We start from the raw sequence: 14425 nt of genomic DNA on the forward strand, positions 1-14425 counted from the left end.
GTTTTATATGTAACTATCCTCCAAACCTTAAAGTTATAGATAGTTACATACTATTCTTGTGTAAAAAGTGGTTAAACTATGATTATATAGCGTTTTATAAAGATAGTTACATTAAAAATAAAATATAAGCTTGTTTTAAGTAAAAATGTAACTATCTTTAGAGAGTAAAACATTTTTTAGGATTAAAAAATTTAAAACTAAACTTGCCTTTATCTACCTTTTAAACAACATTTAATCACTTTCTTGGGATAAAACGGATATTTTGGGATATTTGGGATATTTTACGCTTTGGATTTGGAAAAATAAAAAGTCGTTTTTATATGCTCTAAAAGCCTATTATTTGGGAGTTTTGCTAAAATTATTTATAGATAGTTACATATTCTTTTTAAAATACCCCTTACATAATGAAAAAAGACTTGAAATTTTTAATTTTGCAAGAGAAGAAAATTTGCCTTTTATTGTTTATGATAGGTGTGCTTTACCTGATTCTTGGTTTTTTGACGATAAAGGTTTTAATTATGATTCTACTTCTTATGATGAAAAAAATTGGAACAAAGCTTTAAATGAAGAGCAAAAGATCAAAACACTTGCCTACATAGAAGAAGTCTTAAAAGGAGAAAAATTTCTAGAAGAGCAAGGATTAAGCAAAGGAAGTGATAATCTAAAACGAAAATTAGGCTTAAGACATAAAAAGATTTTCTTTGTGCCTTTGCAAGTTGAAGGTGATTCTGTGCTTAAAAATTTTACTTATGAACCATTTTTATATGAGAATTTTTTAAATATTTTAAATGAACTTGCAAAAAAGCTATTTATAGAAAACATTGTATTTGTGGTTAAAAAACATCCTTTAAGTTTGGACTTGGATAAAAAACCTTATGATAATTTAGTTTTTGCACCTGATGATACAAATTTAAACGACCTTTTAGGGCTTTGTGATGCTGTTTTAACTTTAAATTCTGGAGTTGGTGTTTATGCAATTTTAGCTAAAAAACCTTGTATAATTTGTGCAAATGCGTTTTATAGGTTTGATAATCTTAATTTACAAGCAAACAATGAAAAAGAGCTTTTAGAACATATCTTAAGTATATCTCAAGGAAAATTTAATTTTGATGAAGAAAAAGCCTTAAGATTTATATATTATTTAAGATATGAATTTTACAGCTTTGGGAAAAGTTATTATAAAAAAAGTGAAGAAAATGGACGCATTTTTACTAGAGTTTATAGAATAGAATTTTATTCTTTGGTGCTTTTTGGCAAAAAAATACTTGATTTTAATAGCGTAGAAAAACAAAATTATAAACTTAATTCTCCTATTTATAAACCTTATATTTATGAAATTAAAGAAAAAAAATTAAAAGGAAGTTTAAAGGATAATTTAATTGTTACTACACAAGCTAAATTTTCACATTTTAAATTTTACAGACTTTTTAGAAAATTTATCACCAATCCAAAAGATTTCATAATGGATAGCAAAAAACCTTTTATGAAACCTGTCAAATTGATTTTAAGGAGGGCTTTATGAAGTATCCTTTAGGGATTTTGCTTGCTGCTACCAAAGATAGTGCTTTTACCATAGGAACTTTACTTATAAATATCAAAGATAAAATGGATATTTCACAAATGATATTTTATATCATCAATGATGGCTTTAGTCAAAACGATAAAAGAATTATGCAAGAACTTGTGCCAAATATCAAATTTATAGATTTTACAATAGATGATTTTGAGACAAATATTAGAAAATTCAATACTGATTTTAAACTCGATAGACAAAGCACTGTATTAAACCGCTATACTCATATGTCTTATGCAAGATTTGAAGCTTTGAAATTTTTAAAAGAATGTGAAAGTATTGTTTATCTTGACTTTGATATGCTTTTGCTTAAAGGTGTTGATGAGTTAAGAGAAGTTAAAAATAAGGGATATGATATTGCCTGTTTTAGAGGCTCTGCTACAATGAGTATGGGGGGGGGTAAGCTTACTCCTATAAAATTCACTCACACCAATAACTATTCAGCAGGCATCATTGTTTTTAACGATAATCTTAAAAATTCTCAAGAATTTTATGATTTTATTTATCAATTTATTGCTGAAAATGAAGATTATTTTCTTGAAGTTAAACTTGGTGATCAGTTTTTGTTTTCTTTGTATTTGCTAGAAAAAGATTTAAAAATTTACGAATTAGATGATAATTATTATGGCAATATTTCTTGGATAAAAAGTAAAGATGCTTCTATTATACATGCTTGGGGGCAAAATAATCGTTTTTGGAATAATAAACTTTGTGCTCTTGCTTGGCCTTCTTGGAATGTGTATTATCAAAAATGGTTAAGTTTAGGTGGAAGTGCTTATGAGAAAGGTTTTGTAAGTTTTTTAGAAGTTCCACAAAGTGGTGGGGAAGTATTTCAGTATTTTGAAAAAATTGCTTTGGCTAAAAGAATTTCTCAAATCAAATTAGAAAAGCAAGAACTAATTATCGATATTGATTTTAATAAAAAAATTAAATTTCATCTTGCTTTTGTTGAAGATTTTGTCTTTTATGTGTATTCAAAATCAATTTTTACCTTTATACTAGAATGCGAATTTCAAGGTAAAATTGTACAAAGTATTACTATAAAAAGGCTTGAGCTTGAAAAAGCTTTAAAAGAATTTATTATTAGCAATTTAAATAAATATCCAATTTAAGCAAGGAAATTCCTTGCTTAAAAACTTATTTAAATATTGGAATGATAAAAAAGCAATAAATATTTATCTATTAAAAAATCTAATAAAATTTTAAGAATAATTTAATAATTAAAATAATAAAAAGCTATAAAGCCTTATTTAAAAATTTGCAAATTATAGTATTTTATTAGGGAATAGGTTGCAAAAGTTCATGTAAGCTTGTATTAATTTTTCTTTAATGTCCAAAATATTTAGCACTATTAATAATAAATATTTTTCATAATTTTTATTTATAATTACAAACAAATTAAAATTTTATTATAAGATATTATACTAGTGAGAGTTCTAATATAAAGTATTTTAAGAATAATGCATAAAATACTTTATATTTTTTTTGTTATCGCTTTTTTTCTTTATTTTTTTTCCATAAATGAAGTGCAACACCACAGACACCACCAATAATAGCAGCAATGATAAGATTTGTAATAAAATCCATCGTATTCCTTTAAATGTTTTAATTAACAAGATAATTTTACTATAATATATCTTAAAAATATTATATGGATTTATTGTTTATATTTTTTTGATTTTAATATCTTTATATCTTAAATTTATAATAAGGCAAATAAAGGGAAGAAAAATGGTAGAATTGTTAGATGGTATAAATTTGGAAAAATATATGGGTACATGGTTAGAAATGGCTAGAAAACCTGCCTTTTTTCAAAAAACTTGCAAAAGTGCTAAAGCAGAATATGAGCTAGAGTATAAAGGCTCTACGCCTATAATTAAGGTTAAAAATATATGCACAAAGGAAAATGGAGAAATCTCTCATGCAAATGGTAAAGCTAGGGTAAAATCTCCAAGAGCTTTGGCGGTTAAATTTAGCATTTTTATGAATATCTTTAATAAAGCAAACTATGAGATTATTTACATTGATACAAATTATCAAGTTTCTATAGTAGGTAGTCCTGATAAAAAATATTTATGGATTTTATCAAGGCAAATTTTAGCAAAAGAGCAAATAAACTCTTTGCTTGAAATAGCCAAGCAAAGAGGATTTGATATAAGCGATGTGATTTTTGATGAGTATTAATTTTCTGCATTCATATCAATTACATAGCGGAATTTTGCCTTTCCTGAAGTAAGATTTTCATAAGCTTTGTCAATCTCGCTTGGTTTGATGAGTTCTATTTCAGGGTAAATCCCATGTTCTAAAGAAAAATCAAGCATTTCTTGAGTTTCTTTAATGCCCCCAATAAGCGAGCCATATACTTTTTTACCTGCTTTGAATACAAAATTGATGATATTTATACTAGGGCTTACTTCATATGGAGGTAGTCCTACTATAGCCATCTCACCGCCAAATTTTAGTAAATCCATATAAGCTAGTGGATCATAAGGGGTTGGTATGGTTGAGATGATAAGATCAAATCTTTCTTTAACTACGCTTTTGTCTGTACTAGTATAAAAATTACTCACACCCATAGCTAGAGCTTGTGCTTTTTTGTTTTCATTTCTTGCAAAAACACTCACCTTTGCACCCATTTTTACAGCGTATTTTACCGCCATCATACCAAGCCCACCAAATCCTGCTACGGCTACGCTTGAGCCTTCTTTGATGTTTGAAAATTTAAGTGGAGAATAAGTAGTAATACCAGCACAAAGTAGGGGTGCTACTTTTTCAAGTGGAGCGTTTTTTGGCACATTGATAGCAAATTTTTCACTTACTACGATGTTGTTTGAGTAGCCTCCATAGGTGTTTTCATTATCATGAAATACATCTTTGCAGTTATAAGTGTAGATAGTTTTACCATTTTCGCAAAATTGCTCTTGAGATTTTTTACACGCTTCACATTCTCCGCATGAATTTACCATACATCCAACTCCGGCTAAATCGCCTACTTTAAATTTACTTACATTTTCACCCACCGCGATAACTTCACCTGCTATCTCATGCCCAGGTACACAAGGGTAGGTTGCCTCGCCCCATTCGCTTCTTGCGGTGTGAATGTCACTATGGCAAATTCCTGCGTATTTAATAGCAATTAAAATGTCGTTTTTGCCTACTTTATGGCGTGTAAATTCAAAAGGTGTGAATTTAGAATCCTTGCTAAGCATAGCATAGCCTTTGCTTTTAACACGACCATTTTCTAAAAAGATTTTTGAGTCCATTCTAATCTCCTTTGTAATTTTAAAATTTTTAATTAATGATTATTTTAAACATTAAAAATAAACAAATATCATTTAATTATCAAAATTATTGTAAAGCTTCTTCCCATTCCATTAAAGAGCATTTTTTTGCATCGCATGAATTTGCATTTCTTGGATTAAGATTTAACCCATTTCCTCTCCTACCGCGATTACCTTCTCCACTGCAATTATTTTGACTTAGCAAAGAACTTAGTGTATCTTCTATAGGACCTTGCATTTGTATAAAATTTAAAGCTGTTATCTCATAAGAATTATTTGTTGAAAGACGAAGTCTTATTTCTTCTATAGTATTTACCGGTCTTATAAAATCAGCATAATCGGTAAAACTGATCCCTTGAATGTTTGTAGGAACTACTATAACTCCTTGATTTGTTCTAATAATTGGCATAGCATGCCCATCAAATGCAACATTAGGATTTGTATTTAATAAAGCAATAAAAACACTCCCAGTCGGTGCATTTAGCAAATCTTGAATTCTTTCAGCAAATAAATCTCTTGAAAAAACAGGCTCTCCAATTTCCCAATTTCTATGAGGCAAAACTAATCTAGTTACAGCTTCTACAGCTCTAGAAGCTCTAAGATATAATGGTTCGTTAGTATAAAAAGAATCTCCCCAATAATTTAAAGAAAAAAATAAAGTATTGCTTAATGTTGGAGATCTGAGTCTAAAAGATTCTAAAGGATTTGTATTTTCTCTGTAATTAAAAAAATATCCTATATTTCCTATAGGTGCTTGGTTGTTTATTGGAAATACTTCGGTTAAAAGAGCTAAAATTTCATAAGTATGTAATAAACAATACCCGCAAATTCCATTAAATGCGTTATTACCATCGGTTGATGTAGATATATCAAAAAATTTTCTTCTCCATCCTCCTTTTAAAGGATCAAAATTTGCAAGAGAATCATTGATTATATCTCTTTTAAATCTTTTTTCATTGCCACAGGTATCATTTTGGAAAGATATGTTGCGTGCAATAAAATTTCTAAGAGAATTAAAATGTTTATTAAAGATAAAAATTCCACTAAAATCAGAAGTATATAATCCTTGTTTTACAAATTCTTTCTTTGTAATAATAAAAAATTTTCCAAAATCACTCCCCCTAGCAACATCTAAAATATTTCCATTTACATCGAGTATAAAAGAATTAGCTGAAATGTCAAAATTCCAAGCATATGGATCAGTATTAGGTGAAAGATTGATTTGAGGGCAATTTGTCCAAGAGATTGTAGAACTTGTTTTATTGTTAAGGTTGCTTGTTAAACACGAAAAACGAGCATTATTTATATTATAAGTTTTGATATATCCCTTAGTAGGATCATAAAAAAAATCAAATTTTTTTGTTCCTGCACCATTTGGGTTTATAAAAAAAGTTTTAACAACTCTTGTTTGAGGGTTAATTGTATTAAAAGCTATACTAGTTTTAATGTCATAATTTATAGGAGGAGCTAAAGACTCTAACCATTCTTTCATTACAGGTTTAAATAATTTAACTTTATTTCCAAAATTTACTTTACTTGCTAAGATTAAATTATTAAATTCAAATAATTTTATATTTGGATATTTGCTAAGAGAAAATTCATTATTTTTTATATCAAACCATTGAGTATCATCGTTTAGAACACAAGGTCTTAATACTAAATGATCTTTATCTCCTCTTCCCTTTGTTAAACCTTCTCTTAAAGATAAACAAAGCCACTCGTTTTTATATCTAAATGCTATTCTTTTAAATATATCATATCGTGTAATACTTGCACCATTGCATTCTTGAACTCTTAAAAAAATATCACCATCGAAAGATACTGGACTTAGACATCTTGGCCTTTCCCCATGTGTTTGAACCAATAATCTAGAATCTTGTATAATGTTAGCTCTTTTTTGAATAACTGAATTTTGAGCATATAATGTGGCTATTAAAAGTGTTAAAAATAAAATAATTTTCATTTAAACCCTTAGTTTTAATATATTTTATCAAATTATTAATAAATTAATTATCTTAAAATGCTATTAACTATAAATTATCTAATTTGTTTTTGATTTGTTCTTTTTCTCCACTACCAATAGTGCTTAAACGTAATAACGGAATATTGTATTTTTTTAGAATTGAGTTTTTTATTTTATCTCTTTCATATTGTTTGTTATTGTTGTTATGAAAACTATAACCATCTACTTCAATAGCAAGAATAAGATGTTTATCCATTTCATGATAAATTAAAAAATCAATATGCGTTAAAGCGTTATTGATGTATATTTTTTCCGTTGTGTCTAGCAAGTAAGTATCTTTTATTAATGTGCCAAGGCGAATATGATTAACAACTTTAAAGCTAGGATAATCTTGCAGTATCTCTAAAATAGTATGATAAGCTAAATTTTCAGAATCATATAAAGAAATTTTCTTCTTTCCTTTGAGATATTCTTTTCTTGCATTTTTGTTTGCATCATATAACAAATCAAAAATAGAATTAATATTACTTTTTACAACTTCAAAATTGTTATATTGTGCATAGCGTATGAAATCTGATATATTGCTTTTGGTATCTATAATTTCGGAATTTGTTACTAGATATAAAAATTTTTTAGCTCTAGTGATTGATACATTTAGCATCTTTGGATCGTCTATAAAACTACTTGGCTTGTTATCGACAAGACTAATAATAATCCCATCTTTTTCTCTTCCTTGAAATTTATGTATAGTATCTACTTGAATATTTTTATCAAGATATGATTTAAGTTCATCTTTTTGATTATTGTAAGGAGAAATAATTCCTAAATTTTTAAGCTCTATTTTTGTGTTTAATTCAGGAATAATTTCTTCTTTTATAATTTCTATTTCTCTAAAATTGCAATTGTTTTTTGCATGATTACCTGCTTGTGTTAATATCACTTTAATTGCGTCGTTTTGATTATTATCTTCAGAGAAAATAAGCAGCTCGTTGTTGTAAAATTTTTTGTTACAAAAACCAATTATTTTAGGGTGACATCGATAGTGTTCTCTTAATAAAATTTTTGGAGAGTTACGAAAAATTTTACACACTGAATCTAGGAAACTATGTGTTAAGTAATTATATTCCTCTTTAACATTAAATTGCTTGTTATAATTTTTAACTTTCTCTAAAATTTTTGAATCTACAATATATGATAATTGCTTTTTATCTCCTACGATAACAGCATTTTTTGCAATACTTAGGGCTAATGCCCCAGTTACAATATCTACTTGAGAACTTTCATCTACGATAATATAGTCAAACAAGTTATCTTTCATATTTAATGAGCTGATGATAGAATGAGTTGTACTAAATATGATAGGGTATTGTCTTAAGAATTCATCGACATTTGTATTTAAATCTTCAAGAGTAAAAATTTTTCTTTTATTTTGATATTTTGAGACTAGATAATTTTTTAGGAATTTAATAGAGTTGTTTTGTAAATTTTTAATTTTATTTTCGTAATCTAATTGTACAAGTTTGTTTTTGCGTGCTTGGATATCATTTTTTAGTTCATTAATTGAATTGATGTAAAAATAAGATTCTAATGTTTGTAAAATTACTTCCTTTGTATTTTTAAAAAAACTAAAATTTGCAATACCATCAAATAAAATAATTTTTATTTTGTGAAAAAATGAAATGTATTGTAATTCTTCTAGATAAACTTTTACTTTTAATATTTTTTTTGATGAAAAATTTAAGAATTTTTTATTTTGTATAGCATTAAAAAAATTTGTATATTTTTTTTGAGTTTTAAATTCTTCTAAAAGTTCTTTGTCTTTAGCTAATTTATTTTGTAAGATGAATATTTCTTGTATATCTTGATTTAATTGATTTATGATATTAGATGATATTGTGTTATCTTTGAAAGTATCAAAATTTTGCGGTAATTGAGGTTGGTTGCTAATAAAATTTTGTTTATTATCTGCTTTTCCTAAAGTAGCACAAAGAAAATCTAGATTATAGTTTTTTAATTTTTCAAAAACATTTTGTGTGGCTTCATTGTTATTAGAAACTACTGCAACATTTTTTCCTTGTGCAATAAGATTAGCAATGATATTTAAAATAGTTTGTGTTTTTCCAGTTCCTGGTGGTCCTTCTATGATACTAACTTGCGAATTTAAGGCATTTTTAACGGCTTGATATTGAGATTGATTTGTTCCAAATGGAAATAATAAAAAATCTCCATTGTATGATAATGTGTTAGCATTTTTTGTTAAATAAGCGTGTAATGCAGAATGTTTGTTAATATTTTTAATTTTTTTGTAAGATCTTTCAATTATAGATTTTTCATTATCTTGTATAATCATTTCTCTTGCAATGCTTTGATAGTAGTTAAAAATATTATTATCTGTATGTGAGCTTTGTGATAAAGAAGATAAAATCAATTCTGTGCTATCGTCATTGTAAAATATTTTATAATAACAATCAAATTGTAAAATGAATTTTATATTGCAAAAAATAATTCCATTTATTTGATTAGCATTTATTTTTTAGGATTGTCGTAAATTTTACAAGTATTGATATTATAGTTATAAATTTTCTCTGATGTATTAAATTTAATTGATATTGTTTGCTCGCATTTTTTAAATGAATAAATTTTTTCTGTTTCATCTTTACCTTTAATGATTATTAGAAATTTTTCTATATCCATTTTTAGTCCATAAGTGCTATGCTTTACTATCTATTGTATTTTATTTAATTTTTTTTAAAATAAAGTTATACTTACAAATATTATATAAATTTAAATCAAAGGTCTTAAAAATTTAAAAGTTATGAATGCTAAATTATTTTCAGAAGATGATACTAGAGTTAAACTCATAGATGTAAAACTTCACGCTAGTTCTTGGAGTGAAGAAAATATCATAAGAAATTATTATTTTACCGATGGGCGTAAGCTTATAGGAAATAAAAGAGGCGAAAGGAAATTTGCAGATTATTTGCTGAAATTTCAAAACAATAATCTTGCCATCATAGAAGCTAAAAAATTTAGCAAAGATCCTTTAGATGGCTTGTCTCAAGGCATAGAATATGCCAGAATTTTAAATGTAGCATTTGTATACAGCACTAATGGCGATAAAATTTATGAATACAACCTAAAAACTTCAAGCGGTGAGTATATAGAAAAATTTCCAACCCCAAATGAGCTTTTTGCTAGGATTTATGGAAATTTAAAAGAATGGCAATACAAGCTTTTATCACAGCGAGAATTATACATACCCCAAAAAGGATTAAGGTATTATCAAAAGATTGCAGTTGATAAAGTCATAGAAGCTTTAATTAATGGCAAAAATAGAATTTTACTCACTCTTGCTACAGGTACAGGTAAAACCACCATAGCTTTTGCTTTGTGTTATCGTTTGCTTGAAGCTAGGTGGAATAAAACAAATCAAGACAAAAAACCTAAGATATTATTTTTATGTGATAGGGTGAGTTTGAGAGATCAAGCTTTAGGAGAGTTTAATCCTATAGAAGGTGATTGCGTGGCAGTGAGTGCGCAAGAGCTGAGAAAAAATAATGGTAGAGTGCCTACAAGTGCAAATGTGTTTTTTGGAATTTACCAAAGTCTAGCTTCAAATTCAAAAGAACAAGAAAACGCTAATGAAGAGCAAGAAAGCAAATTCTACTTACAATACCCCAAAGACTTTTTTGATCTTATCATCATCGATGAATGTCACAGAGGTGGAGCGAATGAAGAGGGTAGCTGGGCAGGGGTGCTAGAGTATTTTTCATCGGCTACGCATTTAGGACTTACTGCTACGCCTAAAAAAAGTGATAATGTAGATACTTATAGGTATTTTGGTGAGAGTATATATGAGTATAGTCTTAAAGATGGCATAGAAGATGGTTTTTTAACTCCTTATAAAGTTAAGCGTGTTACGACTACGCTTAGCGAAGGCTATGTGTATAACCCTGATGATATCATAGAAGGTGAGTTAGAAAAAGGCTTTTATAAGATCAATGAATTTGAAAGAAATATTCACTTACCTCAATACAACGATTTTCTAGCTAAAGAAATTTTAAAGCTCATCAACCCTATGGACAAAACCATCATCTTTTGTGCTAACCAAGCCCATGCAAGTGAAGTAAAAAGAGCCATTGATAAATTTAAAAGTGTAAAAAGAGATGACTACTGCGTGAGGGTTACAAGCGATGAGGGTAAAATAGGGCTTGAGTACTTAAAGCAGTTTCAAGATAATGACAAAAGCTACCCTGTGATACTCACTAGTTCTAAAATGCTAACCACAGGAGTAGATGCTAGAAATGTCCGCAACATAGTGCTTTTGGCAAATATAGGTTCTATCATAGAATTTAAGCAAATCATCGGAAGAGGCACTAGGGTGTATGAGGGAAAAGACTTTTTTACTATACTAGATTTTACCGGAGTAACAAGACTTTTTTATGATCCTAAATGGGATGGTGAGCAGATCAAAGATGAAGAAAAAACCGAGGTAAAAACTATACAAAACAAAAGAGAGCAAAGCAACCCTAAAGAAGCAACCAAGCAAAAAGAAGTCACCGTGCATTTAAAAGGCACAAAACTAAAAGTGCTTGATATAACGACAAGCTACATAGGAGATAGCGACAAGCCACTTAGCACAAAAGAATTTTTGGAATTTTTAGTAGGAAAGCTAGCAGAATTTTATAACGATGAGACAAGGTTACGCGAGATTTGGAGTAACCAAGCAAGCAGGAAAGAATTTTTACAAAAACTTGAAAAGGACCGCATAAGCGAGCAGGTTTTGGAAGAATTGACAGTGATTTTTGAGCAAAAAGACTGCGATGTGTATGATGTGCTAGCACACTTAAGCTTTAACAGCGAGATAAAAACACGCCATGAACGCGTGCTAAATGTAAAAAATAGTGCATTTTTAAAACGCTTCCAAAAAGAAAAAGCCTTAAAGCTTGTGGAATTTTTACTAGATAGGTATCAAGAGTATGGCATAAAAGACTTTGATAGTGGGTTAAAAACACTTATAGATCTTAGCTCTTTAGGTAGCGTAAAAGAGCTAGTGAGTGAATTTGAAGGTATGGAGAATTTAAAACAATGCATTGATGATTTACAAAGGGAGATTTATTTAAATTAAAGGAGAGAAAATGGAACACAAAGAAATTTATTCAAGAATTTTAGATATTCATAAGCACATCTTTGAACAACTAAAATTTGCAGAAACTAAAAATAATATTTTATTAGTCTTTATTGTGGCTTTTATAGTTATGGGTGTTAGATTTTTGCAATCATCAAATAGCTATGCAGATATCAGAGTGCTTGTAAATTTTATGCTAATAATATTGTTATGTGCTGCTTTTGAGTTGTTATTATCTTTTAAGCCTGTTTTAAATAATAAAGAGAAAAAATATAATTTTCTAGTTCGTATATACATGTATTTTACAAAATCAAAAAACAATTCTAATCCGTGTAATATATATTTCTTTAAAGATTTGGCAAGAATTAACAGCAAAGAATTAATGGAGGTTATTATTAGAGACTTAAATGATAATACAGAAAAAGAAAAAATTCAAAATGATAAAATTATTAATGATTTGCTAAATCAAATTTGTGTACTATCGTTAATTACCTTAAATAAACATAAATGCTTTTTAAATTCATTTTTTTACATAGCGCTGTTATTTATATGTTTTTTTATTATTATAATTATAGAATTTTTTTCCATCATAATAAAAATATTTTAAAAAAAGGAGCAAGAATGGATTATATAGAAAAAATAAATGAGTTATATAACAAAATAACAACTTCTAAAAATATTGAATTTGAAAAATACAACACCATAAATACAAATAATATCCAATTAGAAACCAATAAAGTTGCTGTTATAGATGATGTTACATGTGTATTTGTGGATATGGAAAATTCGACAAAAATGGCTATAGGACAAATTGATAAAGCATTAAATATTCAAATACCATATATAAGAGCTTTAGTGGAAATTTTCCAATTACATAATGCTAAATATATTGATATACAAGGTGATGGCGGATTTGCATTATTCGATGGAAATAATTCGAAGAGCAATGGAATATGTGTAGCTGCAATGATAAATACATTATTCAATGTAAAATTAAATATGAATATTAGGATAGGTATAGATTGCGGAACAGTGTATGTGAAAAAAGCAGGAAAAAGAGGTGAAAATAAAGAAATTTGGCTAGGAAGACCTGTTTGTTTGGCATCAAAATTATGCAATATAGATCTTAATACCATACCTTATCATATTAGATTTAGTAAAGATATTTCCTCTTCTAATGTTTTAATAAAAATTAATCAAATAAGATACAATTCAATAAATAATCTTGGTTGTGTATACGCTTCAGATTTTCCTATCTAAGATATAATGAAAACTAAAACTTGGAAAATAAATAAATTAGAAAAAGTATGTGAAATTTTGGACAATAAAAGAGTTCCAATTTCACAAAAAGATAGAATAAGAGGAATTTATCCTTATTATGGTGCTTCAGGTATAGTTGATTATATTGATAGATATATATTTGATGAAGAATTGGTGTTAATTGGAGAAGATGGAGCAAAGTGGGGTGCTTTTGAGAATTCAGCCTTTATTGCGAGTAGAAAATATTGGGTTAATAATCACGCACATATTTTAAAGCCAAATAATGAGACGTTGATAAATAAATTTTTAGTTTATTTTTTAAATTATTCTAATTTAGAAAAGTATATTACAGGAGCAACTGTTAAAAAGCTTAATCAGCAAAAACTTAAACAAATCGAAATACCTTTACCACCTTTACAAGAGCAAGAAAGGATAGTGGGGATTTTAGATGAGAGTTTTGCAAAGATAGATGAAAGTATTAAAATCTTAGAGCAAGATTTGCTTAATTTAGATGAGTTAATGCAAAGTGCTTTACAAAAGGCTTTCAATCCATTAAAAGACAATGCTAAGGAAAACTACAAACTCCCACAAGGTTGGGAATGGAAAAGCTTAGGGGATATTTGCGAAATTATAGGTGGTGGCACTCCATCGAAACAAATAAAACAATATTGGGAAAATGGAACGATTAAATGGGCTACTGTAAGAGACATGAATACAGAAACTATTGAAGATACAGAATTTCGTATTACAAACTTAGGCTTAGACAATAGTTCTACAAATATTATTAATCAGGATTTTATATTAATTGCAACTAGGGTTGGATTAGGGAAAGTTTGTTTAGTAAAAGACACTTTAGCTATTAATCAAGACTTAAAGGGAATATTGCCACACAAATCACTGAATAAAAAATATTTATTTTATTTTTTTAAGAAAAACAAAGATTTTTTAATAGAAAACGGTATAGGTGCTACTGTCAAGGGTGTATCAGTAGACTTTATCAAATCCCTACAAACCCCACTACCCCCACTCAAAGAGCAAGAGCAAATCACTTCTTATCTAGATGAGCTTTCTTCTCATGTAAAAAATTTAAAGCAAAACTATCAAATGCAGATAAAGAACCTACAAGAGCTTAAAAAATCATTGCTAGATAGAGCTTTTAAAGGAAGATTATAAATGTTAAAAATTCTATCAAATTTTAACACATTAGCTAGATATGTTAA

Annotated in this window: 10 protein-coding genes; 7 read left to right on the plus strand and 3 right to left on the minus strand. The window is 27.9% G+C overall.

Going from position 1 to position 14425, the window contains the following annotated elements; all coding sequences use genetic code 11:
• Positions 1–340 precede the first annotated feature (340 nt).
• From CAQ16704_RS01740 to CAQ16704_RS01750, 3 genes are all read left to right on the plus strand, one after another.
• Complete coding sequence (locus CAQ16704_RS01740; RefSeq protein WP_158336260.1) at positions 341–1522, plus strand: capsular polysaccharide export protein, LipB/KpsS family; 1182 nt, start codon at positions 341–343, stop codon at positions 1520–1522.
• Entirely contained in the window at positions 1519–2685 is a 1167-nt protein-coding gene (locus tag CAQ16704_RS01745; RefSeq protein ID WP_052244966.1) for a glycosyl transferase family 8, read from the plus strand. Before CAQ16704_RS01740 ends, CAQ16704_RS01745 begins: the two co-directional genes overlap by 4 nt.
• A gap of 619 nt (positions 2686–3304) precedes the next feature.
• The gene (locus tag CAQ16704_RS01750) at positions 3305–3757 is read left to right on the plus strand and encodes a lipocalin family protein (protein WP_039666622.1); all 453 of its coding nucleotides are present in this window, start codon (positions 3305–3307) and stop codon (positions 3755–3757) included.
• Here CAQ16704_RS01750 and CAQ16704_RS01755 read toward each other — a convergent pair.
• The 3 genes from CAQ16704_RS01755 to CAQ16704_RS01765 all read right to left on the minus strand — a co-directional run bounded on the left by CAQ16704_RS01755 (position 3754) and on the right by CAQ16704_RS01765 (position 9245).
• Complete coding sequence (locus CAQ16704_RS01755) at positions 3754–4836, minus strand: NAD(P)-dependent alcohol dehydrogenase (RefSeq protein ID WP_039666623.1); 1083 nt, start codon at positions 4834–4836, stop codon at positions 3754–3756. The two genes, CAQ16704_RS01750 and CAQ16704_RS01755, sit on opposite strands and share 4 nt — an antisense overlap.
• 85 nt (positions 4837–4921) lie before the next feature.
• Positions 4922–6817: a DUF1561 family protein gene (locus CAQ16704_RS01760; RefSeq protein WP_039666624.1), complete on the minus strand. Its 1896-nt coding sequence runs from the start codon at positions 6815–6817 to the stop codon at positions 4922–4924.
• 67 nt (positions 6818–6884) lie between these two features.
• A complete protein-coding gene (locus tag CAQ16704_RS01765) occupies positions 6885–9245 on the minus strand; it encodes an AAA domain-containing protein (protein WP_052244967.1) in 2361 nt (786 codons plus the stop codon).
• 387 nt (positions 9246–9632) lie between these two features.
• Here CAQ16704_RS01765 and hsdR point away from each other — a divergent pair, with 387 nt between their 5' ends.
• From hsdR to CAQ16704_RS01785, 4 genes are read left to right on the plus strand one after another with little or no spacing between them, the layout of a single operon-like run.
• Complete coding sequence (gene hsdR, locus CAQ16704_RS01770) at positions 9633–11945, plus strand: EcoAI/FtnUII family type I restriction enzme subunit R (protein WP_039666625.1); 2313 nt, start codon at positions 9633–9635, stop codon at positions 11943–11945.
• Positions 11946–11955: 10 nt separating this feature from the next.
• Positions 11956–12552, plus strand: a complete 597-nt coding sequence (locus CAQ16704_RS01775; protein WP_039666626.1) for a hypothetical protein — start codon at positions 11956–11958, stop codon at positions 12550–12552.
• Positions 12553–12566: 14 nt separating this feature from the next.
• On the plus strand, positions 12567–13205 hold the full coding sequence (locus CAQ16704_RS01780) for an adenylate/guanylate cyclase (protein WP_039667686.1): 639 nt from the start codon (positions 12567–12569) through the stop codon (positions 13203–13205).
• A gap of 6 nt (positions 13206–13211) precedes the next feature.
• Complete coding sequence (locus CAQ16704_RS01785; RefSeq protein WP_039666627.1) at positions 13212–14378, plus strand: type I restriction/modification system, S subunit; 1167 nt, start codon at positions 13212–13214, stop codon at positions 14376–14378.
• The last annotated feature ends 47 nt before the right edge of the window (positions 14379–14425 follow it).

This window comes from Campylobacter sp. RM16704, assembly GCF_000816245.1.
GTDB lineage: Bacteria > Campylobacterota > Campylobacteria > Campylobacterales > Campylobacteraceae > Campylobacter_D.

Bases quoted from the DNA above. Each gene is read 5' to 3' on its own strand.
- CAQ16704_RS01745 (WP_052244966.1), top strand. From the start codon at position 1,519: ATGAAGTATCCTTTAGGGATTTTGCTTGCTGCTACCAAAGATAGTGCT.
- CAQ16704_RS01750 (WP_039666622.1), top strand. From the start codon at position 3,305: ATGGTAGAATTGTTAGATGGTATAAATTTGGAAAAATATATGGGTACA.
- CAQ16704_RS01755 (WP_039666623.1), bottom strand. From the start codon at position 4,836: ATGGACTCAAAAATCTTTTTAGAAAATGGTCGTGTTAAAAGCAAAGGC.
- CAQ16704_RS01760 (WP_039666624.1), bottom strand. From the start codon at position 6,817: ATGAAAATTATTTTATTTTTAACACTTTTAATAGCCACATTATATGCT.
- hsdR (WP_039666625.1), top strand. From the start codon at position 9,633: ATGAATGCTAAATTATTTTCAGAAGATGATACTAGAGTTAAACTCATA.
- CAQ16704_RS01775 (WP_039666626.1), top strand. From the start codon at position 11,956: ATGGAACACAAAGAAATTTATTCAAGAATTTTAGATATTCATAAGCAC.
- CAQ16704_RS01780 (WP_039667686.1), top strand. From the start codon at position 12,567: ATGGATTATATAGAAAAAATAAATGAGTTATATAACAAAATAACAACT.
- CAQ16704_RS01785 (WP_039666627.1), top strand. From the start codon at position 13,212: ATGAAAACTAAAACTTGGAAAATAAATAAATTAGAAAAAGTATGTGAA.